This is a genomic window from Flavobacterium anhuiense, assembly GCF_050990855.1.
Lineage (GTDB): Bacteria > Bacteroidota > Bacteroidia > Flavobacteriales > Flavobacteriaceae > Flavobacterium > Flavobacterium anhuiense_C.
In genome coordinates this window covers 1,256,660-1,281,221 of sequence record NZ_CP158861.1, presented here as the reverse complement: position 1 = coordinate 1,281,221, position 24,562 = coordinate 1,256,660, and the positions used below count along the sequence as shown (strand labels likewise).

Genomic DNA, 24,562 nt, shown 5'->3' with positions numbered 1-24,562 from the left:
TTTAAACTCAAAACAAAAAAATGGCAGAACATAATGATTTAGGAAAATTAGGCGAAGATCTCGCCGTTGCACATTTAGAAGAAAATGGATTTACTATTCGAGATAGAAATTACGTTTTTCAGAAAGCAGAAATAGATATTATCGCACAAAAAGATTCCATTTTGGCAATAGTTGAAGTAAAGACTCGTTCTAATTTAGATTTTGGTTCTCCGCAGGATTTTGTGAAACAAAAAAAAATTAATTTACTCATTAAAGCAGTAAATGCCTACATAAACGATAGGGAAAAGGATTTTCCTGAAGATTTAGAAATACGTTTTGACATCGTTGCCATCCATAAAAACAGGGAATCATTTGCAATTGAACATCTTACCGACGCTTTTTATCACTTTTAACATAAATTTTTATTGTTATAATTGTAACAATTTGTTTTTTTATTTATATTTGCAAAGAATTATAACATCGCAATGTTAAATTAACAACCAACTCAACTGTTACCAAAAAAAAAAAAAGATTATGAAAACTGTTTCTTCTATTGTAGAAAACTACATTAAAACAAAACCATTTTTATTAAATGCCCTGTCTCTCGGAATTATTAACCTAACTTCACTTTCGCGAAATATTATGACCGAATTAGAAAGTGAGTTTGGCAAAGAAGTAAAACAAGGCGCTGTTGTGATGTCTTTAAAACGACTGACGGAAGAATTAGATTTTAAATTAAACCACAAAATCAATAAAGTAATTAAGAATATTGGTGAAATCACAGTGCGTTCTGAGCTTACAGATTACACTTTTGCAGCTTCTGAAACTGTTTTGAACAAACAAGCAGATTTAATCTCTGACATTAATGCTTTATCTGATATTTTTTATACCTCATCTCGTGGCGTAAACGAAACCAATATCGTTGTCAGCAGCAGTGTAAATCACTTAGTTGAAAAACACTTTATGAGAGAGAAATTAATCCAGAAATTAGATAATTTAGCTTCTATCACAGTAAAATTACCAAAAGAAAACATTGTTGTCCCTGGTATTTATTACTTCATTTTCCAACGCTTGGCTTGGGAAGGAATTATCATCAACGAGGTAATTTCTACTTCAAATGAGTTTACTATTTTAGTTGGAGAAGACCAGGTAGATGTAGCTTTCAAAGTAATTAAAGACTTGAAAAACTAATTTAGAAAACAGCTAATTAAAAAATCAAATTAGAGTTATAACACAAAATCCTTTTGTCTTTTCTATAAAGACAAAAGGATTTTTCTTTTCTAATATAAAAGGCTATAAAAAGCTCCCTAAATTTTATATTTAGAAAATAAGAATATTCTCAAAATTGAAATTTGCATTTAAAATTAATTTCGCAAAAGCGTCAAAATAACACTTACCAGCGCGAGCGCGACTTGACGGTAGTTTTTATGTGTTCTCTTTAAAAAACAACCAAAAAATCCGAATTAAGTTTTTTTATATATAATTTGTTGCGAATAATATTTTTATATATTTGCTAAAGATCAGTCAGCTACAAAAGATTTTACAGCCACTGAAATAATATGAATTAAATTATTTTGAAACGAGGCCAATTGCAAGAATACAAAATGCACTAATGCTTTTTTTCAAAAGTAACAATACAATTATCTAACCAAAACCACAATAATGCCATTAAAATCACTCTTCGGAGTGATTTTTCTTTTCAAATAAAATGCTGTTTCTTTTTTTACAAATGTGATATTAAAAAGTATAATTCATCGCAAATCCAAAATTATTCTCTGAGGTGATTTCATTTCTATTTAATGAAGGTTTAAAAGCCAGTTTTTCGCTTACATTAAATTGAGATAAAGCAGCATCGACATTGGCGTCGATAATATTTAAAACGTAAAAACCAACCATAAAAAGAGCCGATAAATCTCGATTTCTTTGATAGCCTTTTTGAGCTGTAATTAACTGGCTCTCGCTTAATCTGGCTAAAAATTCAGAATCGCTTTTTTTTCCTTCCAGTCTGTTTTTGTATTCGTCTCTGTAAACATTGTAATTCTTCTGATTGTCGATGTAAAAATAAGCACTCGTGCCAATCGCACCATAAACCAATGGAAGTTTCCAATATTTTTTATTGTAAATCTGACCTAAACCAGGTAAAACAGCAGAATAAAATGCCGCTTTTGCAGGACGAAGCGGATCAATAGTTTCGGCTTTTAAAGTATCGTTTAAAATGATTTTGCCTTTTTCTTGGGCAAAAATTGAAGTTAATCCTAGAAGTAAAAAAAGAACAAGAAATTGATTTTGCATAAAAGTTGGCTTTGAAAAATTTTGATTCAAAGAAAACTTTTTAGTTCTAAGGTTTTTCTTAAATAAAAGGTAAATAAAACTTAATTTTTAGTTTTATTTCGCCACGAACTTCATCAATTGGCACAAATTTATTCACAATATTGAAATTTTTAATTCGTGCCAATTGATGAAATCCGTGGCTATTATTTTTTTACTCCTCAAACAATTCCATCAACTCCAGCGCACGTTTAATCGACTTCACATTTTCAAAAGTCAATAACAAGCGTAATCCGTTTACGGTTTGTTTCTCTTTCATTTTGCAAAGATTACTATGCTTTTGAACGAAATTTAAAACGTTTCTAAACTTAGAAGACTGATAATAATCTGATTGTTGATCGGATACGAAATAACAAATCATTTTTCCTTGTTTGAGAACTAATTTCTCGATTCCGACTTTCGTTGCAATCCATTTAATTCTGATGCTGTTTAATAAAGCAACAGCAGGTTTTGGCAATGGTCCGAAACGGTCAATTAGTTTTTTCTCGAATTCCTGTAAACCAGCCTCGTCTTTTATAGCACCTAATTCATTGTATAAAACCAAACGTTCTGAAACGTTATTGATATATTCATCTGGGAATAACAATTCGAAATCGGCATCGATTTGAATGTCTTTTACGTATTCTTTCGTATCAATATCATTTTCTTCAGGATACAAATCTTTAAATTCGTTTTCCTTCAATTCTTCAATTGCCTCATTCATGATTTTTTGGTACGTATCAAAACCAATTTCATTAATGAAACCGCTTTGTTCTCCACCTAATAAATCCCCTGCTCCACGAATCTCCAAATCTTTCATCGCAATATTGAAACCGCTTCCCAATTCGCTGAATTGCTCCAAAGCCTGAATACGTTTTCTCGCATCTTCGGTCATTGAGGAATACGGCGGACAAATAAAATAACAGAATGCTTTTTTGTTGCTTCGTCCTACTCGTCCACGCATTTGATGCAAATCGGACAATCCGAAATTATTAGCATTATTGATGAAAATCGTGTTGGCATTTGGAACGTCTAATCCACTTTCGATGATTGTCGTTGCCACCAAAACATCAAAATCTCCGTTCATGAAACCTAACATTAATTCTTCTAGTTTTGCGCCGTCCATTTGTCCGTGGCCAATTCCGACTCTTGCATTTGGAACCAAACGCTGAATCATTCCTGCCACTTCTTTTATATTTTCAATTCGGTTATTGATAAAGAAAACCTGTCCGTTTCTCTGAATTTCATACGAAATCGCATCACGAATAATTTCTTCATTAAACGTAACCACATTCGTTTCAATCGGATAACGATTTGGCGGAGGCGTAGTAATTACCGATAAATCTCGTGCCGCCATTAACGAAAACTGTAACGTTCTCGGAATAGGCGTTGCCGTTAACGTCAACGTATCTACATTTGCAGCAATCGTTTTTAGTTTATCCTTTACGTTTACTCCGAATTTTTGTTCCTCATCAACAATCAACAAACCAAGATCTTTAAAAACCACATTTTTGTTTACCAATTGATGCGTTCCAATGACAATATCCAATTTTCCGTCGGCTAAATCTTTTAAAGTCTGTGTCTTTTGTTTTGCAGTTCTAAATCGGTTTAAGTAACCAATTGAAACCGGCATATCTTTTAAACGTTCCGAAAAAGTTCGATAATGCTGATACGCCAAAATGGTTGTCGGAACCAAAACCGCAACTTGTTTGCTGTTGTCAACGGCTTTAAAAGCAGCGCGAATGGCAACCTCGGTTTTACCGAAACCAACGTCACCACAAACCAAACGATCCATTGGACGATCGCTTTCCATATCGGCTTTTACTTCTGCCGTCGATTTCATTTGGTCTGGCGTATCTTCATAAATAAACGAACTTTCCAATTCGTTTTGAAGATAACTATCCGGCGCAAACTGAAAACCTTTTTCTAAACGACGTTTTGCATAAAGCTGAATCAAGTTGAATGCAATATGTTTGACGCGCGCTTTGGTTTTTTGTTTTAAAACCTTCCAAGCGTTCGATCCTAATTTATAGATTTTCGGAGGCGTTCCGTCTTTTCCGTTGTACTTTGAGATTTTATGAAGCGAGTGAATGCTTACATACACAATATCATTATCAGCATAAACCAATTTTATAGCTTCCTGCGTTTTTCCTTCAACCTGAATTTTCTGTAAGCCGCCAAACTTCCCGATTCCGTGATCGATATGCGTTACATAATCGCCTACAGAAAGCGCGGTTAATTCTTTTAAAGTGATATTCTGCTTTTTAGAATAGCCATTTTTAATGTTGAATTTATGGTAACGCTCAAAAATCTGATGATCGGTATAAGCTGTTATTTGGTTTTCTTCATCAATAAATCCTTGGTATAAAGGAAGTACAATGGTATGATATTGCTTTCTGATGTTCTCTGAATTGGCTTCATCTAAACTTTCAAAAATATCATGAAAACGTTTTGCCTGCGTGTCATTCGAACAAAACAGATAATTCACATATCCATTAAAATGATTATCGCTCAAATTATTCAGCAATAAATCAAATTGTTTGTTGAAAGAGGGCTGTGGCTGAATATGAAATTCGAATTTTTTAGTGGTTTTATAAACTGGTCTTGAGGCCAATTCTACAACTGAAAAGTCCAAAGATCTTTTTATAAATGACGCCTGATTTAAAAACAATTGTTCTGGCGTCGCGTGTTTTATTTCTTTAGACAATTTCTCAAAAGCTTCTTCTGCTCTTGCAAATTGCTTGTCCAACTGACTAAAAAGTCCTTCGGTATTTTGAATGAAAAGAACTGTTTTTTCGGCAATATAATCTAAGAAACTCTCACGGTTTTCCTGAAAAAGTTTGTTTTCAACATTCGGAATAATCGTGATTTTTTTATGTGTTTCTACAGACAATTGTGTTTCAACATCAAAAGTTCTGATGCTGTCTACTTCGTTTCCGAAAAATTCAATTCGGTACGGATGATCATTTGAAAAAGAGAAAACATCGACAATTCCTCCACGAACCGAAAATTCTCCTGGTTCTGTAATGAAATCTACTCTTTTGAATTCGTATTCAAACAAAACTTCGTTGATAAAATCAATCGAAATTTTATCGTTTAAAGCGACTTTTAAAGTGTTTTTATCTAATTCCCTTCTGGTAACTACTTTTTCAAAAAGTGCTTCCGGATACGTAACAATTACGGCAGGTTTTTTTCTAGAATTGATTCTGTTTAAAACCTCAGCACGAAGCAAAACATTAGCATTGTCGGTTTCATCAATTTGGTACGGACGTCGGAAAGATGCAGGATAAAACAATACGTCCTGCTCACCAATCATCTGTTCTAAATCGTTTAAATAATAGGCAGCTTCTTCTTTATTGTCTAAAACAATCAGAAAAGGCAGTTCGGTCTTTCTGAAAACAGAACGGATAATAAATGAAACAGCAGATCCCAATAATCCGCTGATGTTCATTTTCACCTGATTCCCTTCCCGTAAACTTGATGCAATCTGCTGTGCTTTAGGCAGATTATCGTATGTTGTATATAATGCGTTTTTACTCAACTTTTGGTGCGTTTTGATCTATATTTTGTAGTGGAACCTGAGGTGCACTCGAACTCGGAATGGCGCGAGTTGTATCTAACATTTTAAGAAAATCGGCTTCCCCTTCTTCTTTTGGAATTTTAGCTCTTTCCACAATTTTATCCATTTGTCTTTCCAAGGAAATCAATTCTTTATTAATTTCCTGTATCAAAAACACGACTTTATCATCTGGAATTTTACTTAAATGAATAAACAAATCCAGCATTTTGATTTTAGTAATTAAAATAGAAATACGGCTTTTGATTTGCGGCTGATTAAATTGTGCCGGAATATTATTATTTAAAGCCATCGCTTTCTTAGAAATAGCAGTAGACTTTTTCTGAAAAGCTCCAATTGTCTTTCTAGGTTTTTCTCCTATTTCTTTCATAAACTCACGCCACTCTGTCCAAGAATTCAATTGTGATTCTGAAATCTCATTAATAGGTTCGTCTAGAAAAGTCCAGCCTTTATTTATATTGTTAAAAATAGCTTCTTTCTTTTTCGCTTCTTTTGCATTCTCTGCAAGGCGTTTTTCATTTTCATTTTGGCAAGAAAATAACACAGTTGTCAAAAGCAGAAAAAGAGATATTTTGTATTTCATTTATTAAAATGTTAGTCTGCAAAGTTACGAAGTAAATTTACAATTATGAATTCTGTTTTTATGCTAAAGATTCTATAAATCAAGGTTATTTTTTTTGCCTTTTCTAACGCTAAGCAAGACGTTTTTTTTCATTTTGTTCTCCTTAAAAATGAACTTTAAAACCAAAAATAAAAAGGCACAAAGACACACCCCTGTAAAAGTGAATAATCCAACAAACAAACTTTTTAATTATTGAATTGATAATTTCCATTCCAAAAAAACGCATTTGATTACGAAAACGTTATATTTGTCTCTCTAAAAACCATGAAAAAATGAATCCTAAAATATTGATCATTGGCGCTTGCGGTCAAATTGGAACGGAGCTGACTCAAAAGCTGCGCAAAATATATGGAACAGAAAATGTAATTGCTTCTGATATCCGAAAATTAAATACTGATGTTGTGAATTCAGGACCTTTCGAAGTGGTCAATGCTTTAGATTTTAATCAGATTGAACATTTAGTGGAAGTGCATAAAATTACCGATGTTTATTTGATGGCGGCGCTTTTATCGGCAACTGCTGAAAAAAATCCAGCTTTTGCGTGGGATTTGAATATGAATTCACTTTTTCATGTTTTGAATTTAGCTAAAGCCAAAAAGATTCAAAAGATTTTCTGGCCTTCAAGTATTGCGGTATTTGGACCCACAACTCCAAAAGAAAATACGCCTCAATATACCGTGATGGAGCCTTCTACGGTTTACGGAATCAGTAAACAATCGGGAGAAAGATGGTGCGAATACTATCATAATATTTATGGTGTTGATGTTCGCAGTATTCGTTACCCAGGTTTAATTAGTTGGTCCACTCCTCCAGGCGGTGGCACTACAGATTATGCTGTGGATATTTTCTACAAAGCTATTGCTGATAAAAAATATGAGTGCTTTTTATCGTCTGAAACCAAAATGCCGATGATGTACATGGATGATGCCATTGACGCAACGATTAATATCATGAAAGCGCCAGTTGAAGAAATTAAAATTCATTCTTCATACAATTTAGCAGCTATGAGTTTTACTCCTACTGAAATTGCTGCTGAAATTAAAAAACATATTCCAGAATTTGAGATTACGTATAATCCAGACTTCCGTCAGAAAATTGCGGACAGCTGGCCAGCAAGTATTGACGATTCTTCTGCCAGAGAAGACTGGGGATGGAATCATAAATTTGATTTGGAAACTATGACAAAAGATATGCTGGAGCATTTGGCATAATCTAAAAACGGTAAGATTTAAAAGCGTGTTATTTTCATAACGCGCTTTTTTTATGAATTTTATTTATAAGAAAAAACTTTGAATCTATAATTTATTTACTTTTGATTGCGTTAAACATTAATCAAGTTTATTCCAAAATCATCAATCAAATCACAACAAAATCATCAATCAAATGACAAATTCTTATCATCCTGTCGAGCAGAGCAAAAGAACTGCAATTGTCGACATACTTCGGGGCTGGGCCATATTGGGCGTAGCAATTGGAAATTATTTGGATTTCCTATACATTGGAATTGAACGAGAAATTAAGCACAGTACTTTCTCTGAAGTTCTTCTTTATGTTAACCGCTATTTATTTGCGGCAAAATCTTGGACATTATTAACTCTTTTATTTGGCTTCGGATTTGCTATTTTAATTAATAATGTCGCCTCTAAAGGAAAAAATCCTGTCGCTTTTTTTGCATGGCGAATGTTTTTGCTATTCATTTTAGCTTTTATTAATTCTGCTTTTTGGCTGGGCGACATTTTAAAAGATTATGCCTTTTTAGGACTTGTATTATTGCTTTTTTACAGATGTTCTGCCAAAACTTTAGCAATTATTTCGGGGGTAATTGTACTTACAATTCCTTTTGTAATGGCTTATGTAAACGGGATAAAAATTGAACATCCTGCGATTGCATCAAATCCCGAATATTTAAAACTATATCATTCTGGAAACTGGATTGACTTTTTTAGATTTAACTTGTTAGCTTCGTTCTACGAGCAAATTATTATTCCTGGTTACGCAATTACGGCTCATTATGTAATGTTGGGCTGTATGCTTTTTGGATTTTTACTTCAAAAACTAAACTTTTTCAATCGCTTAAGAGAATTAAAAAGCCTCTTAAAAAACATCTGTGTAATTAGTTTCGCTTTGGCTGTAATTATTGGAATAGGATTTAATATCATAATAATCTACAAAGTCGAATTTTTAAAAATCTTCCATCCGCTTTATTGGTTGGTTTTAAGTACAATGATTTTTATTTCAACCGGAATTTGTCTTCTGTATATAAATGGAAAATTAAAAACGGTTTTCAGCTATTTTAGCGCAGGCGGAAAAATGACATTGACCAATTATATGACTCAAAATGTATTGGCGGGCATTATTTTCTCTGGAATTGGATTCGGAATTGCAGATTCAATGCCGTATTGGTTTTATTTCTTCCTTGCTATTTCTGTATTTATAATTCAACTATTTGTTAGCAAATGGTGGCTTTCAAAATACAATTATGGCCCAATTGAATGGTTATGGAGATCTGCTAGTTACAGAGAATGGGTTCCTTTTAAAAAGGCACAGCCAGAGGTTGTTGCAGATATCAAAATGGTATAAAATTTAAACTTTTTGGAATAAAATTGATACTAAAAGAAAAGCCCTTAAAACTAAATTTAAGGGCTTTTTTTTATATCATAAAATGAAATTACTTCACTTCAAAAACGTTGTTTGTTTGTTTTACATCAGCCATTAATCCGCTTGGATCGATCGTGATTTTTTTGATTGACGTTTTGTTTTTGTCAATTGTAAAACTATAGTTTTGTTGTGCCCAAGCCCAGTCTTCCAGAACTGTTCTTTTCTCATTTGGATTTGGATTTGGTTTAATGAAATTCATCATTCTTAATGGAATGTAGAATGTCTCAGAAGTTCCGTCAGTATAATCAACTTTTAAATCGATTGGCATTGGCATTCTTCCAATTCTTTCTAAAGAAACTGTTGTTTTTCCTGCGTTATCTGCCACGGCTGCAATTCCGTAATCGATAGTATTTGTTGTTTGCGTCCAATCGATTAAATACCAATCTAGCTCAGCTCCAGAAACTCTTTCAGCTGATCTTTTAATATCGTTTGGCGTAGGATGTTTGAATTTGAAATCGTTAAAATATCTATGCAAAGTTGCATCAACATTGGCTTTCCCGATTACATATTCTAATTGAGAAAGGAAAAGACTTCCTTTAACATAAGAAGAAATACTATACGGACGGTTTTCGTCATAACGATCTCCATGGGTTGTTTGCGGCTGTTCTTTACCAGAATTTACTAAACTGTAATACGCTTTGTAATTTCCAACAAACGGATTCACTTCTTTTTTGTCTCCTTTTAATTCATTCAAAGCACTGTCTTCGATGTAGGTTGTAAAACCTTCGTCCATCCAAGGGTGTTTTGATTCATTTGAAGCCAAAATATGTTGGAACCAAGAGTGTCCTAATTCGTGTGTAGCTGTTCCTAGAATACCTTCAAGAGTTCCGTTTCCTAGCATTAAAGTACACATCGCATATTCCATTCCTCCGTCTCCACCTTGAATAAATGAATATTGTTTGTATGGGTAAGCTCCAACTCTTTGGTTGTAATATTCCATTACTTTAACCATTAACGGCTCTAATTGTTTCCAGTTTGCCGTTGTTTTTTCGTTGTTTTTGTAGAAGAAATGCAAATCAACATCGTTTGGTCCTTTTACAATATCATGAGTATATTCTTTATCTGCAGCCCAAGTGAAATCGTGAACATTTGGCGCGATAAAATGCCAAGTCAATGTTTTTGCTTTTTTAGGATACGTAACTGTTACACCAGCATCTTCGTAACCGTGTCCAATTGAGTTTTTATCTTGAAGATATCCAGAGCCTCCAATTGTGTAGTCTTTATCGATAGTGATTTTTACGTCAAAATTACCCCAAACTCCGTGAAATTCTCTCGCGATATATGGATCTGCGTGCCATCCTTCGAAATCAAATTCGGCTAATTTTGGATACCATTGCGACATAGAAAGTTCAACTCCCTCAGAATTATTTCTTCCAGAACGACGAATCTGTACGGGAACTTGTCCGTCAAAATCTAAAGTGAAAGTCGTTTTAGAATTTGGCAAAATTGGTTTAGCCAAAGTAACTTCTAAGATCGTTCCAGAAACTCTTGTTTGAGCCACAGCGCCATCTTGTTTGAAGTTTGTAATTTTTAGATAACCAATTTCGTTTGGTTTTAAAGTCTCAATACGGCTTTGTTTTACTTCTTTTCCGTCTGCTTGTTTTACTTTGTTTACCATTCTTCCGTCTGGATCTTTAATAAAGTGAAGACGTGCATCCATTTCGCTTCCTGGCTGAAAAGCATTTGGATACAAATGATAGAATACTTTTTTAAGAGTATCAGAAGAGTTATTGGTATAAACCAATTCTTGTTTCCCTTTGTACTGATAGTTTTTTACATCCATCGAAACCTCCATTTTATAGTCAGCGTGCTGCTGCCAATATGGGGCGCTTTGTGCAAAAGCCGAGTTAAAACCTAGGCTCAGGAAAGAAAGTAAAATAATTTTTCGCATGTTTATATGTAATAGAAAATGGAAGAGCGCGAACTCTTCCATTGGATTAATCGTTTAATATTGTTTATTTTTTAGACATTTTTTCTGCCATTAATAAAGCATTGTAAGCATTTACCATCTTAGCAGTTTTTGATGATTCTACAGAAGAAACAGGTGCTGGTTTTTCTCCAGGATTTTCGCCTGTTCCTAAAACAACTGTTGAAGGAAGCGCTACTCCCGAGTCCATTAAAATCTTTTTAACTTGAGCCGCTTTTAACTTCGGATAGTACGAACGAATTAAAGCTGCAACACCTGCTGCATTTGGAGATGCCATTGATGTTCCTTGCAAGTATTTGTATTTATTGTTTGGAACTGTTGCGTAGATTTCCTCACCTGGAGCAAAAACGTCTACGTTTATTTTTCCGAAGTTTGAAAATGAAGCTACAACATTTTCCCCGTATGATTTATTGATTGCGCCAATCGTAATTAAATTACTCGCAAATTCTTTCACATTGTCTTTAGAGTCATTCGGATAATTGATGTTTTTTGCTTCATCGATATTGTAACCGTCGTTACCAGCAGCATGAACAATTAAAACGTCTTTCTTTTCTGCATATTTGATCGCGTCGTAAACCCATTCTTTGTGCGGAGAGAAACTTTTTCCAAAACTTCCGTTAATTACTTTTGCTCCATTGTCTACAGCATAACGAATTGCCAAAGCAATATCTTTATCGTACTCGTCTCCGTCTGGCACAGCTCTTACAGTTAGGATTTCAACGTTTGTAGCAACTCCATCCCCTCCTAAATTATTTCCTCTAATTTGAGCAATAATACCGGCAACGTGAGTTCCGTGAAGGGCTTTTTCCTTGTCTGGACCAAAAACAATATTATTACCATAACGATTGTTTTTTATGTCTTCTGGGTTGTCCCCTACTATTTTTCTTCCGTCAAAATCTTTGTTTAAATTGTATTTTAACTGATCTTCAACTTGCTCACTGTATTCTGTTAATTCAGATTCTGGATTAAAAGTTGGCCCAGCATTAGTGAAAATCTGAGTCATGATCATTTTACTTCTAGATACTTTCGGATCTGTTGAAGTAATTTTACTCAAATCTTCAAGTTTATAATCTGACTTATTTAATTCTTTTTTAATTGTGTTATGAACATCAAGTAAAAAATCTGCTTGCTGTTTATCTTGAAGAGCCTCTTCGTATTTTTTAGTATATTCTGCTAAAGCTGTTTTATATTCTGCAGAACCATCATCTCCTTTTTTAACTACACGAGTCATTTCAAGATTTTCGTGAACAGCATCTCCCAGAAAATTCCATCCGTGCACATCATCTATAAATCCGTTTTTGTCATCATCGATTCCGTTTCCTGGAATTTCTTTTTTGTTAGTCCAAATCATTCCTTGCAAATCTTCGTGCTCGATATCGACACCAGAATCTACAATTCCTACGATTACTTTCTGCCCTTTTTTACCTTGCAATAATTCAGCATAAGCTTTGTCAACGCTCATTCCCGGAATTGAATCTTTTATCAAATCAAGATGGCTCCATCTTTTTAATTCATTTTCGCTCAGGGGAGCTTTTTTGACAACTGCCGTAGGAGCTGTAATAAACTCTTTTGAAGTAGAAACCTGCGCTTGAACTGTAGCGCTACATCCTGCTAAAACAAGCAATGCAAAAGCAGATAATTTAAGAGGTTTTATATGACTCATGTATCTATATTATAAGTAAAGTTAAAAGATGGGCCTAAATTATGCTTTTTTGTTACAAAAAACTAACCGTTAACAATGTGTTATGAAATTTTGATGAAAAATACTTAAAAGTATAATATTCTCAAATATTTAAATATCAAATCATTATAAACAAACGCTAAATATACTTTTAAACCGCTATTTGTTTTTTTAAATAAAGAAAGCAACAAAAAATATACCGTTTACGGCATCACGTAAGGTTTCTCAGTTTAATTCGAGTATTATTGTGCGACCTAATTCTAAACTTTTTCTATGAAAGCAAAACTACTCTTATTGCTGTTTCTGGCAACTTTTTCTTTTTATGCACAAACCAACTTAGTTCCAAATGGTGGGTTTGAAGAATGGACAGGAAGCACGTTCACAGATTGGACTATTACAAATTCTGTTGCCAACAGCTTTGATTTTGGGCAAGGCCAACAAAGTGCACGTTTATTGTATCAAAGCGCTTCTCCCAAAATTACGACACAAGTACCCATGAAAGCTGGTGTGACTTATACAATAAAATATAAATATAAATATGTAAGTGCAAATTACAACGGTAGCCATCCTATTGCTTTAAACATTTCGAAAACAGGTGCCTCTGCTACTTTGTCTAATAGTACATTTGCAACAAACAATTTATGGACAGAAAAAGAAACTATTTTTACTGCTGATAAAGATTTATCATACGATTTATCTATTTCTACTTTTAGTTTTGATAATGCGTCTTTTGAAGTTTTAATTGATGCCGTGCAAGTTTATGCTCAGGGTACTGAGCAATTCACTAAAATTCCTAATCTCAATTTCGAAAAAAAATTAATTGCTCTAGGTCTTGATTCTGGCACTCCAGATGGTCAAGTGCAAAACATAAACATCAATACCATAAAATATCTAAATGTTTCAAGCAGTTCTATAAGTGACCTAACTGGTATTGAAGGCTTTACTTCTATGACTAGTTTAGACTGTAGTCAGACAGGTTTAACAAGTCTCGATTTGAGCAAAAATCCTAACTTGCTTAGACTGAACTGCGCAAGTAACACTGGTATAAAAAACCTTAATATCAGTACCAATCCAAATTTAGTTTTTCTAAATTGTTCCTACAATAATTTTTCAACCTTAGATTTAACTGCAAATCCTGCTCTTCAATATCTTGAAGCGACAAGCAACTATTTGACAACCTTAGACCTTTCAAACAATATAAATCTTGTTGAGTTACAGGTTAGAAGCAATAGATTAGCTAGCATCGATTTATCAAAAAACACAGCTTTAAAACAAGTTAGTTTTTTAAGCAACAATCTTACTTCTTTGAATGTATCGAGTAATACAGCATTACAAGTTCTGGATCTTGGCAATAATAAATTGACTGCTATCGATCTTTCAAAAAACAAGTTATTGAAAGATTTAACTCTTTATGGAAACCAATTAACATCTTTGGATCTTAGTGTTCATAATGCGTTAATAATGCTGAATTGCAGCGATAACAAACTTACTAGTTTGAATTTAAAGAATGGAAATAACTCTAATTTCGTATTAAGCCATTCTATTGGTTACATGGACATTAGAGGCAATTATAGTGGTTTAGTTTATAATTCATCGTTTGCAAGCAATCCTTTAAGCTGTATTCAAGTTGACAATAATGTTTATTCTAATACTAATTGGTCTGCGCTAAAAGATACTGAAGCGAATTATACTTCATTAGACTGTTCGCTTTCTACGCTTATTCTTGACCCAAAATTTGAAGATCAATTAATTGCTTTAAGTATTGATACTGATGGAAAAAATGGTGCCGTTTTAAATTCTAGCATCAAAACTGTCACGACATTAAACGTGTCAGGGAAAGGAATTACATCACTAGCCGGAATTGAAGGTTTTACAGGATTAACAAACTTAAATGTTTCTGGAAATGCATTAAAAAGATTGAATCTTTCTAAAAACACGGCATTAACAACTTTAAATATTTCTAACAATCCAACATTGACTTGTGTAGAAGTGCCAAATCTTGCTCTTGCCGCTACTTGGGCTGTTACCAAAGATGCTACAACAAGTTTTAGTTTAGATTGTAATGTTTATACCCTTATTCCAGATCCAAAATTTGAAGAGTTTTTAATTTCTAGAAATTACGATAAAGATGGTCTAAACGGAAAAGTACTAACCGAAAGTATAGACAAAATCACTGTTCTTAACATGAACAATCTTGGTATTTCTGATTTAACAGGAATTCAAGATTTTGCTTCTTTGACTTATCTTCAGGCTTATGGGAATCAAATAGAAACAATTGACGTTTCTAAAAACCTTACTTTAACTAGTTTGGATTTAAAAAGCAATAAACTATCCAAAATTGATGTATCGAACAACACCGCATTAACTTCTCTCGAGTTAAGCAACAACCTAATTTCAGATCTTAATCTGACAAAAAATTTAAACTTAAAAAGTCTACACGCTGAAAAAAACAACTTAAGTAAAATTGACCTATCGGCAAATACAAAATTGACTTATGTTCTTGTCAGCAACAACAAATTAACTTCTTTTGATATCTCAAAAAATCCAGACGTATATCAAGTTTGGTGTCAAAGCAATCAAATTAGAAGTTTGGATTTCTCTAAGAATTCAAAACTTATTCAACTTTTAGCAGATAATAACAAACTGGTAAATGTAAATTTTAAAAATGGCGCCAATACTCTTATCAATGTTTCATCTGGAAACAATGGAGGTATTCGTTTCACGGGCAATCCTGATTTGAAATGTATACAAGTTGACGATGTTGATTATGCTAATACAAATTGGTCAGAAAAGAAAGATGCAACCGCTGCTTTCTCTTCAGTTGCATGTCCTGTCGTAGTACCTTATACTTTAATTCCAGATGCCAACTTTGAAGCTAAATTAATTGCGTTAGGAATTGATAAAGACGGAATAGCTGGAAAAGTAGAAACGATGAATATTGTTACTTTGACAAGTTTGAATATTGCAAACAGTGGCATTGCAGATTTAACAGGAATACAGGATTTTACTGCTTTGACTTCATTAGATGCTAGCAATAATAAGTTGACGACAATTGATGTTTCTAAAAACATTGATTTGAAAACATTAAATGTGAGCAAAAATCAATTGACTTCGCTAAATGTTGCAACTAATACTGCATTAAACACACTAAATTGCGCTACTAATGCCATTACTGCTTTAGATGTTAAAACAAATACAGAATTAAGTAGTTTAAGCTGTAATTCTAATGCAATTGCGAAACTTGATGTTTCACAAAACATAAAGCTTACGGTTTTAAACGCTAGTTTTAATAAACTGCAATATTTGGATATTTCTAAAAATAAGCTTGTAAAAGAAGTCGATGCTGCTTCTAATGATCTTTATAATCTTAATTTGAAAAACGGCAACAACGCAAACATGCAGCGTATGACTTTTGGTAATTTTACCTTAAATCCGCATTTAGTTTGTATTGAAGTTGATGATGCAGCATTTGCTCAAGCAAATTGGATTGCAAAAGATGCAACTGCTACTTACTCAGCTCAGGCTTGCCCTTTAAACGAACAGCAAACTTTAATTCCTGATCTAGCTTTTGAAAGAATATTAATTGCTAAAGGAATAGACAAAGATGGCGAAAATGGAAAAGTGCGTACGGCTAGCATTTCGACCATAACAGATTTATCTTTAATTGATAGCAATAACAAAATTTCTGATTTAACAGGTATTCAAGACTTTAAAGCATTGAACATACTGCGTGCAAATAATAACAATATTAAAACTGTTGATTTTTCTAAAAACACAGCATTAGTTAGTATTGATCTTAACAATAACCAATTAGAAAGTATTGATTTATCTAATAATACTGCTTTATGGACTTTGGATGTTAGCAACAATCAGTTGACATCTCTTAATGTTTCAAAAAACACAGCATTAGGTACTTTGGCTGCCTCATATAATAAATTAAGCTCTTTAGAAGTTTCTCAAAACACCAAATTATATCGTCTAGAAGCCGTTGGCAACAAATTGCAAACTATCGATTTATCTCAAAACACAAAATTAGAGTATTTCCTTATTTATAATAATTTGCTAACTTCTTTAGACCTTAAAAACAACCCACTTGTATACAACTTACAGTGCTCTCAGAATCAAATTACTACTTTAGATTTATCTAAAAACAACAAGCTAACTGTAGTAAATGTTTCAGGCAATAAATTATACAATCTTAATTTAAAAAATGGAGCAAACAGTTTATTAATTGTTAGCAGTTCCAACTTAAAAAGCAATCCGTATCTTAAATGTATTGAGGTTGATGATATTGCTTTTTCAAACGAAAAATGGAGCACAATTAAAGATGCAACTTCAAACTTTTCAGTAGAAGCTTGCCCTAATGGAGAACCTTTTACTTTAATTCCTGATGTTAACTTTGAAAATAAATTAATCGCTCTTGGAATTGATAAGGACGGTCCAAACGGAAAAGTTGCAACTTACAGCATTGATACTGTAACTTCTCTGAATCTATCAAAAAGCAATATTTCTGATTTAACAGGATTACAAGGCTTTACTGCATTGACTTCATTAGAAGCTTCAGAAAACAAATTGACAACTATTAATGTTTCAAATAATGTATATCTGACAAACTTAAATGTTAGCAAAAATCAATTAACTTCTTTAAATATTACCGCAAACATCAGATTAACTTCTTTGAACTGCAGCGCAAATAATATTACGGCTTTAAATGTTTCTAGCAATAGTTTGTTAAGTAATTTAAATTGTAGCAATAATGCCATTGCAACACTAGATGTTTCTAATCTTTTTCAATTAAGCACTTTAAATTGCAGCACTAATGCCCTTACTGCTTTGAATGTTTCTAGAAATACAAAACTAACGGTATTGAGCGCAAGTATTAATAAAATCGAAAATTTAGATGTTTCTAAAAACACAGTTCTGAAAGAATTTGACTGTGCCAATAATGAGTTGTACAACTTAAACTTGAAAAACGGAAACAATGTTAATATGGAAAGAGTGATTTTTGGAAACTTTACACAAAATCCAAACTTGCTTTGTATCCAAGTAGACGATGCTGCATTCTCAAACGAGAAATGGATTGCTAAAGATGCAACTGCAACATACTCTTCTGAAGCTTGTCCGGTAAACGGAAAATACACTTTGATTCCGGATGTAAATTTTGAAAAAATATTAATCGCTAGAAAAATTGACACGGATGGTGAAAACGGAAAAGTACTTACTGCAAATATTTCAAAAATCACTAGTTTGAATGTTAATGATGCTAATCTGAAAGTTTCAGATTTAACAGGTATTCAAGATTTTACTGCATTAGAAACTTTATCTTGTTATTCTGCTTCACTGACAACTTTAGATATTTCTAAAAACGTAAACTTAGTAACTCTTGACTGTTCAAATAACAAATTAACTTCTTTGAATCTGTCAAAAAACACTAAATTAAAATCATTAGATGTTTCTAACAATGCATTCACATCAATAGATCTTTCAGCAAATATTAATTTAACTCGTTTTACTGCGAGTAGCAATCAGTTTTCAGCATTAGAACTTTCAAAAAATACAGCTTTAGAAACAATATCGCTTTATAATAATAAATTAACTGATTTAAATATTGCTAAAAATGTCAATTTAACAAATCTAACGGTTTCTAAAAATCTTCTAACGTCAATAGATGTTTCAAACAATCCAAGTTTAAAAACTATAGACATTGCCGAAAACCAGCTGACTAATCTTGATTTTTCTAAAAACCCTTTATTAGTAACAATTTTTGGTAGTAAAAACAAATTGGAGAATCTAAATATCAGCAATAATGTTTTGCTAACTTCATTGCATTTGCAATACAATAAACTTGCAACTCTTGATATTTCTACCAATAAAGTTTTAAGCACAGCTTTTCTTTATGACAATGCCCTGACATCATTTGACATAAGCAAAAACCCTGAATTAAACACTTTAAATTTAGACACCAATCAATTGACAAGTTTGAATTTAAAAAATGGAAAAAACAATTCAATAAGCACCCTTAGCATGCGTCAAAATGCGAAATTAACCTGTATTCTCGTTGATGATGTAATTTATGCTAATACAAATTGGTCTACTAGCAAAGATGCAATTGCGACTTATAACACAGAATGTACTGGCGAATTGGTTTTAGCGTCAAACAATTTTGCAATTGAAACTAAAGGAGAATCTTGTTTAGGCGAAAATAACGGAGAAATCAGCATTGTTGGAAAAGCTACATTTGCTTACAATGCTACGATAAACGACAAGTCTTACACGTTTGCAAATAATGCTTTAAAACTTACGGCATTAGCTCCAGGAGTTTACAAAATTAAGATCACAATTCCTGAAATGATTTTTGAGCAAAACTTCAATGTAACAATTCAAAAAGGCGCAACGATTACAGGAAAATCTAGCGTAACTGCTAAGAGTGTAGATGTTGAAATTACTGAAGGAACTGCTCCTTTCACAGTATTTGTAGATGGTGCAGAACAATTCCAAACAACAGACACGAATTTTACAGTTTCTCTAGATAAAGCAGGATTGGTTGAAGTAGCTACTGCCAAAGCTTGTGAAGGTGTTTTTGCTAAAAAAGTTACTTCTTACGAATTAGGAACTACATTGGCAGCTTATCCAAATCCTACTACTGGCGTAATCGAAATTGAAATTCCGAGCACTAAAACTGAGGTCGCAATTGAATTGTACAATTTTGGAGGTCAATTGGTTTCTCATGGAACTTATAACATTGAAAGCGGAAAAGCGCTTTTAAATCTTGAAAAACTACCATCAGGAATTTATGCGGCCAAAATCAATTTAGAAACTCCAGAATACGTTAAAATTATAAAGAAATAAAAGATGAAAAATTCTATATACCTATCAATAATCTGTTTAGTATTTGCTGCCTGCGGTAGCGGTGGCGGAGATGATCCTGAACCAGTTATTCCACCGGTGGTAAACACAGCTCCTACTGTACCCGTGTTGAGTGTTCCAGCAGATAATAAATTATGCTTAGACAACAATGTTTCTTTTCAGTGGAATTCCTCTACAGACGAACAAAAAGATGCGATTGTTTATCAGATTCAAATTGCAAAAGACAATGCATTCAGTCAAATTGTAAATACGTTGGATAATTCATCTCTTTCAACAAGTGCTTTAGCCTTAGAAAAAAACACGGCTTATTATTGGAGAGTAAAAGCTACAGATGCCAAAGGATTGTCTAGTGCCTATTCGTCAACTTTTAAGTTTTACACTGCTGGTACAGCTGTTGTTAATCATTTGCCTTTTGCACCAGAATTAATTTCTCCGATAACCAATGCTGCTTTGAGCACAACAACGGCAAGTTTAAAATGGAACGCTTCTGATGTTGATACAGCAGATGTATTAACGTATGATGTTTATTTTGGAACAGCAAATCCGCCGACTGAGAAATTAAGCGAAAACAAATCTGAAAAAAGCATTGACGCTACAATAGCTCCAGGAAAACAATATTTCTGGAGAGTAACAGTCAAAGACAACAAAGGTGGTGAAACCGTAGGTCAAGTTTGGAAATTCAAAACCAACTAATCCTTAAAATTACAATTAGTTAAAACCAAAAAAATCCCATTTTCTAAATATTGAAAATGGGATTTTTTTTATTTCCATAAAATCTTTTTCTAAAGAATCTCTTTACAAGTAAAAACCTCTTTTAGTCGAACGCCTTTTTCTGTGTGCTCGACCGTTATAATTTGATTGTGCGCATCGTGTTCTAAAAACAAATAATGGTTATGATCTGCCGCTGCATTTAAAAATTTTGACTTTTCAGGCATTGTCAGCAAAGGTCTTGTATCGTAACCCATAACGTATGGAAGCGGAATATGTCCCGCCGTCGCCAATAAATCGGCGCAAAAAACAATGGTTTTATCTTGGTATTTGATATACGGAATCATTTGCTTTTCAGTATGTCCGTCAACATAATAGATGTCGAAATTTAATTCCTTCGAAAAACCAAAATCAGATTCGGGTCTTTTTACAAAATTCAATTGACCGCTTTCTTGCATTGGCAGGATATTTTCTGAAAGAAAAGAAGCTTTTTCACGAGGATTTGGTTTTGTTGCCCATTCCCAATGATTTTCGTTGGTCCAGAATTTGGCATTTTTAAAAGCAGGCTCGTAACCCGTTTTATCCGAATTCCATTGGACACTTCCTCCGCAATGATCAAAATGCAGATGCGTCATAAAAACATCAGTAATGTCATTTCGACTGAATCCGTATTTTGCTAAAGATTTATCCAAAGAATGCGAACCCCAAAGCGAATAATATCCGAAGAACTTTTCTGATTGCTTATCGCCCATTCCGGTATCAATCAAAATAAGACGATTTCCGTCTTCGATTAATAGACAGCGCGCGGCAATATCGATAAGATTATTAGCATCGGCAGGATTGGTTTTATTCCAAATGGTTTTAGGAACAACGCCAAACATAGCGCCTCCATCCAACTTAAAATTTCCAGATTCTATAGGGTAAAGCTTCATGAGAATGATTTTCTAAAAGAACAAAGCTAGAAAATTCAAACTCCTTTTGCTAAATTTTAAGGTTAAAAACAACGATATTATTCTAATGTAATCGAAGTGCTTCCCATTATTTCCTGCTTATCAAAATAATTCACAAAGTAAGTGCCTTTTTTAAACTGATCTGCATTTAAAACTCCGTAAGCATTCTGAGATTTTCCTTGAAAATCGGTGCTCACAATAAAACTATAAACGAGCGCTTTATCATTTCCAAATTCAATCAATTTATTATCTCCTAAAACGGTATTTTTTTGATCTAAAACTTGAACATAAAAAACTTTTTTCCCTGTCTTTGCCACAGCATTTCCGTTAACTGTAAAACTAATTTTAAGTTTTTTTGTATTCTTTGCTTTTGTCGTTTCCAATTCTGCACCCGAGCTTTTTTCACGAAGTGCAATCGCTTTAAAATTGCTTAAATAAAGTTTTGAAGCATCTTTTAAAGTTGTTTCTAATTTTTTCTGTTTAGAAATCAACGTATCATTTTCTGCTTTTTGCTGATACATGACAACATTCTGACTTTCAATTTCTGTCAATAAATTTTTATTCTGAGATTTTAACTTTTTAATTTCAACCAACTTGCTATCTAATGAAGATTTCATTCCTGAAAGCTGATTTCTATAAATTCTAATTTGCTCAATTGAAGGATTTTGCGAAACCTTAATAACTTCCATTAAATTTTCGACGTTCTTACGTTCCAATTCCAGCTCTTTAGAAAGAGCTGCATTTTCTAAAATAACTAAATCATAGGCTGCTTTCAGTGTACTTAACGAATCTAAAATATTTTTCTGCTCAGTTGTTTCAGCAGCAACAGCTAAGTCTTTTTTATTTTCGGTTTTATTTTCTTTTTTAATTTTATCAGATTCACTGCTAAAAACTAGGACTGCAGCACCTAATCCAAAAACAAAAATTATTGCCAACAAGGGTTTTAGCCACTTATTTTTATGTTGTTTTTTCATAATTACTCACAATTTTCTGCAAAAGTAGCTAATATATAATGGTTCTAATCAGTAGAAATACTTGTTTTTTAACATTTAGGAGCGATATTTGCAGCTTCATTCTGAAAAGAATTTCCTTTTTAATTTTGGTTTCAATTTTGTCAAAATAAGTATTATCTATTTTCACATTTGTTATAATAATGTGAACCGTTATGGAAAAAGGTTTTTAAGTCGTATCTTTGCCGATAATTTCATTTCAACATTGACAGACAGCACTTTAAAATGTAATAATTTAATTACTTTTTGAGAAATATTAAAAGGAATGTTGAAAAAGATAAATACCATAAAAAAATGATAAAAGTTTCTGATACAGCCAAAAAGAAAATCATCGACCTAATGACTGATGATGGTTTTGATGCCGCACACGACTACGTAAGAGTAGGCGTAAAAAGTGGCGGATGCTCTGGTTTGTCATACGATTTAAAATTTGACAAAACCAAAGGAGATGACGATAAAATATTCGTAGATAACGACATACAAATTGCAGTTGAAAAAAAATCTTTCCTTTATTTAGCCGGGACAATTTTAGAATTCTCTGGTGGATTAAACGGAAAAGGATTTGTTTTCAATAATCCTAACGCAAGCAGAACTTGCGGATGCGGAGAATCATTTTCGCTTTAGTCAAAAACCGAAAGTCATAAAGTCGTAAAGACTTGATAATGGCTTTACAACTTTGGACTTTACAACTTTAAGACAACATTAAAAAATATAATGAGCAAATACACCGAAGACGATTTAAAGATCGAACTGGAAACTAAAGAATATGAGTACGGATTTTATACCAATATAGAATCTGAAACTTTTCCTATTGGCTTAAACGAAGAGATTGTAAGAGCTATTTCGCTTAAAAAAGAAGAACCAGAATGGATGACTGAATGGCGCATCGAGGCTTTCCGTGCTTGGAAAGAAATGATTGAGCCAGAATGGGCAAATGTTCAGTATGAAAAACCAGATTTTCAGGCCATTTCATATTACTCAGCTCCAAAAACTGTAGATCCTAATAAAACTTTGGACGATGTTGATCCTGAATTATTAGAGATGTATAAAAAGTTAGGAATCTCTGTAGACGAACAGAAAAAAATGAACAATATCGCAATGGATATTGTGGTCGATTCTGTTTCTGTTGCTACAACCTTCAAGAAAACTTTAGCAGAAAAAGGAATTATTTTCTGCCCGATTTCTGAAGCAATTAAAGAGCATCCAGAATTGGTAAAAAAATATTTAGGTACTGTTGTTCCTCAGAAAGATAACTTCTATGCGGCGTTAAACTCAGCTGTTTTCTCTGATGGAAGTTTCTGTTATATTCCAAAAGGCGTAAAATGTCCGATGGAACTTTCAACTTATTTTAGAATCAATCAAGCAGGAACTGGACAATTCGAAAGAACGCTGGTTATTGCTGACGAAGGAAGCTACGTTTCTTACCTAGAAGGATGTACAGCGCCAAGCCGTGACGAAAACCAATTGCACGCTGCTGTGGTTGAATTGATCGCTTTGGATGATGCTGAAATTAAATATTCTACAGTTCAAAACTGGTTCCCTGGAAACAAAGAAGGAAAAGGTGGAGTTTACAACTTCGTAACCAAAAGAGGTTTATGCGAAACAAACGCTAAAATTTCTTGGACACAAGTTGAAACAGGTTCTGCTGTAACTTGGAAATATCCTTCTTGTGTACTTAAAGGAGATAATTCAGTAGGAGAATTTTATTCTATTGCTGTTACAAATAATTTCCAACAAGCGGATACTGGAACGAAAATGATCCATTTAGGAAAAAATACTAAATCGACTATTATTTCTAAAGGTATTTCGGCTGGAAAATCACAAAATAGCTACCGTGGTTTAGTGCAAATCTCGCCAAGAGCAGAAAATGCAAGAAACTTTTCTCAATGTGACTCGTTGTTAATGGGTAACAATTGCGGTGCACATACTTTCCCTTATATCGAAAGTAAAAATCCATCTGCAAAAATCGAGCACGAAGCAACTACAAGTAAAATTGGAGAAGATCAGGTTTTCTACTGCAACCAAAGAGGTATTCCTACTGAAAAAGCGATTGCCTTAATTGTAAACGGTTTCAGTAAAGATGTATTGAACAAACTTCCAATGGAATTTGCTGTTGAAGCTCAAAAACTATTAGAGATTTCTTTGGAAGGATCTGTAGGTTAAAAAGTTTCAAGTTTCAGGTTTCAGGTTTTGGAACTGAAATTTTATTCTTTACAACCATTAAAAAGAATTTTATATCATAATAAATAAAAAAGATTTTAAAGTTAAAATTTTTC

The 24,562-nt window shown here is 33.1% G+C and carries 15 protein-coding genes; 8 read left to right on the top strand and 7 right to left on the bottom strand.

Annotation, left to right across the window (positions count from 1 at the left end):
- Positions 1-20 precede the first annotated feature (20 nt).
- Together ABTV69_RS05835 and ABTV69_RS05830 are read left to right on the top strand one after the other, a co-directional pair.
- On the top strand, positions 21-392 hold the full coding sequence (locus ABTV69_RS05835; protein ID WP_433834707.1) for a YraN family protein: 372 nt from the start codon (positions 21-23) through the stop codon (positions 390-392).
- Positions 393-513: 121 nt separating this feature from the next.
- Positions 514-1,170, top strand: a complete 657-nt coding sequence (locus ABTV69_RS05830) for a hypothetical protein (RefSeq protein WP_008466087.1) — start codon at positions 514-516, stop codon at positions 1,168-1,170.
- A gap of 546 nt (positions 1,171-1,716) precedes the next feature.
- On the opposite strand, the gene ABTV69_RS05825 is transcribed toward ABTV69_RS05830, so the two are convergent.
- The 3 genes from ABTV69_RS05825 to ABTV69_RS05815 all read right to left on the bottom strand — a co-directional run bounded on the left by ABTV69_RS05825 (position 1,717) and on the right by ABTV69_RS05815 (position 6,446).
- Complete coding sequence (locus tag ABTV69_RS05825; protein WP_433834706.1) at positions 1,717-2,271, bottom strand: DUF5683 domain-containing protein; 555 nt, start codon at positions 2,269-2,271, stop codon at positions 1,717-1,719.
- 190 nt (positions 2,272-2,461) lie between these two features.
- Entirely contained in the window at positions 2,462-5,827 is a 3,366-nt protein-coding gene (gene mfd / locus ABTV69_RS05820) for a transcription-repair coupling factor (RefSeq protein ID WP_433834705.1), read from the bottom strand.
- The gene (locus ABTV69_RS05815) at positions 5,820-6,446 is read right to left on the bottom strand and encodes a hypothetical protein (protein ID WP_433834704.1); all 627 of its coding nucleotides are present in this window, start codon (positions 6,444-6,446) and stop codon (positions 5,820-5,822) included. Before ABTV69_RS05815 ends, mfd begins: the two co-directional genes overlap by 8 nt.
- A gap of 311 nt (positions 6,447-6,757) precedes the next feature.
- On the opposite strand from ABTV69_RS05815, the gene ABTV69_RS05810 reads away from it, so the two are divergent.
- Both ABTV69_RS05810 and ABTV69_RS05805 read left to right on the top strand, forming a co-directional pair.
- On the top strand, positions 6,758-7,696 hold the full coding sequence (locus ABTV69_RS05810; RefSeq protein WP_433834703.1) for an L-threonine 3-dehydrogenase: 939 nt from the start codon (positions 6,758-6,760) through the stop codon (positions 7,694-7,696).
- Between the two features lie 172 nt (positions 7,697-7,868).
- Entirely contained in the window at positions 7,869-9,065 is a 1,197-nt protein-coding gene (locus tag ABTV69_RS05805; protein WP_433834702.1) for a DUF418 domain-containing protein, read from the top strand.
- An 88-nt stretch (positions 9,066-9,153) separates the two neighbouring features.
- Here ABTV69_RS05805 and ABTV69_RS05800 read toward each other — a convergent pair whose 3' ends face one another.
- The gene (locus ABTV69_RS05800) at positions 9,154-11,034 is read right to left on the bottom strand and encodes a M1 family metallopeptidase (protein ID WP_433834701.1); all 1,881 of its coding nucleotides are present in this window, start codon (positions 11,032-11,034) and stop codon (positions 9,154-9,156) included.
- A 64-nt stretch (positions 11,035-11,098) separates the two neighbouring features.
- Positions 11,099-12,733, bottom strand: a complete 1,635-nt coding sequence (locus ABTV69_RS05795; protein WP_433834700.1) for a S8 family peptidase — start codon at positions 12,731-12,733, stop codon at positions 11,099-11,101.
- A gap of 291 nt (positions 12,734-13,024) precedes the next feature.
- Between ABTV69_RS05795 and ABTV69_RS05790 the strand changes: the two genes are divergently transcribed.
- Positions 13,025-19,600: a T9SS type A sorting domain-containing protein gene (locus ABTV69_RS05790; RefSeq protein ID WP_433834699.1), complete on the top strand. Its 6,576-nt coding sequence runs from the start codon at positions 13,025-13,027 to the stop codon at positions 19,598-19,600.
- Between the two features lie 3 nt (positions 19,601-19,603).
- Positions 19,604-20,311, top strand: coding sequence for a hypothetical protein (locus ABTV69_RS05785; protein ID WP_433834698.1), 708 nt, complete (start codon positions 19,604-19,606; stop codon positions 20,309-20,311).
- Between the two features lie 89 nt (positions 20,312-20,400).
- Here the strand turns inward: ABTV69_RS05785 and ABTV69_RS05780 are convergent, their stop codons facing one another.
- Together ABTV69_RS05780 and ABTV69_RS05775 are read right to left on the bottom strand one after the other, a co-directional pair.
- Positions 20,401-21,258: an MBL fold metallo-hydrolase gene (locus ABTV69_RS05780; protein ID WP_433834697.1), complete on the bottom strand. Its 858-nt coding sequence runs from the start codon at positions 21,256-21,258 to the stop codon at positions 20,401-20,403.
- Positions 21,259-21,335: 77 nt separating this feature from the next.
- A complete protein-coding gene (locus tag ABTV69_RS05775) occupies positions 21,336-22,250 on the bottom strand; it encodes a hypothetical protein (protein WP_433834696.1) in 915 nt (304 codons plus the stop codon).
- A gap of 330 nt (positions 22,251-22,580) precedes the next feature.
- On the opposite strand from ABTV69_RS05775, the gene ABTV69_RS05770 reads away from it, so the two are divergent.
- Both ABTV69_RS05770 and sufB read left to right on the top strand, forming a co-directional pair.
- Positions 22,581-22,910 (top strand): HesB/IscA family protein, encoded by a 330-nt coding sequence (locus ABTV69_RS05770; protein WP_026727150.1) that lies wholly within the window; start codon positions 22,581-22,583, stop codon positions 22,908-22,910.
- Between the two features lie 90 nt (positions 22,911-23,000).
- Positions 23,001-24,449, top strand: coding sequence for a Fe-S cluster assembly protein SufB (gene sufB, locus ABTV69_RS05765; protein ID WP_433834695.1), 1,449 nt, complete (start codon positions 23,001-23,003; stop codon positions 24,447-24,449).
- Positions 24,450-24,562 lie beyond the last annotated feature (113 nt).

What these genes read in the sequence shown, in the direction of transcription:
- ABTV69_RS05835 (WP_433834707.1), top strand. Translation starts at nt 21, where the DNA reads ATGGCAGAACATAATGATTTAGGAAAATTAGGCGAAGATCTCGCCGTT.
- ABTV69_RS05830 (WP_008466087.1), top strand. Translation starts at nt 514, where the DNA reads ATGAAAACTGTTTCTTCTATTGTAGAAAACTACATTAAAACAAAACCA.
- ABTV69_RS05825 (WP_433834706.1), bottom strand. Translation starts at nt 2,271, where the DNA reads ATGCAAAATCAATTTCTTGTTCTTTTTTTACTTCTAGGATTAACTTCA.
- ABTV69_RS05815 (WP_433834704.1), bottom strand. Translation starts at nt 6,446, where the DNA reads ATGAAATACAAAATATCTCTTTTTCTGCTTTTGACAACTGTGTTATTT.
- ABTV69_RS05810 (WP_433834703.1), top strand. Translation starts at nt 6,758, where the DNA reads ATGAATCCTAAAATATTGATCATTGGCGCTTGCGGTCAAATTGGAACG.
- ABTV69_RS05805 (WP_433834702.1), top strand. Translation starts at nt 7,869, where the DNA reads ATGACAAATTCTTATCATCCTGTCGAGCAGAGCAAAAGAACTGCAATT.
- ABTV69_RS05800 (WP_433834701.1), bottom strand. Translation starts at nt 11,034, where the DNA reads ATGCGAAAAATTATTTTACTTTCTTTCCTGAGCCTAGGTTTTAACTCG.
- ABTV69_RS05795 (WP_433834700.1), bottom strand. Translation starts at nt 12,733, where the DNA reads ATGAGTCATATAAAACCTCTTAAATTATCTGCTTTTGCATTGCTTGTT.
- ABTV69_RS05790 (WP_433834699.1), top strand. Translation starts at nt 13,025, where the DNA reads ATGAAAGCAAAACTACTCTTATTGCTGTTTCTGGCAACTTTTTCTTTT.
- ABTV69_RS05785 (WP_433834698.1), top strand. Translation starts at nt 19,604, where the DNA reads ATGAAAAATTCTATATACCTATCAATAATCTGTTTAGTATTTGCTGCC.
- ABTV69_RS05780 (WP_433834697.1), bottom strand. Translation starts at nt 21,258, where the DNA reads ATGAAGCTTTACCCTATAGAATCTGGAAATTTTAAGTTGGATGGAGGC.
- ABTV69_RS05775 (WP_433834696.1), bottom strand. Translation starts at nt 22,250, where the DNA reads ATGAAAAAACAACATAAAAATAAGTGGCTAAAACCCTTGTTGGCAATA.
- ABTV69_RS05770 (WP_026727150.1), top strand. Translation starts at nt 22,581, where the DNA reads ATGATAAAAGTTTCTGATACAGCCAAAAAGAAAATCATCGACCTAATG.
- sufB (WP_433834695.1), top strand. Translation starts at nt 23,001, where the DNA reads ATGAGCAAATACACCGAAGACGATTTAAAGATCGAACTGGAAACTAAA.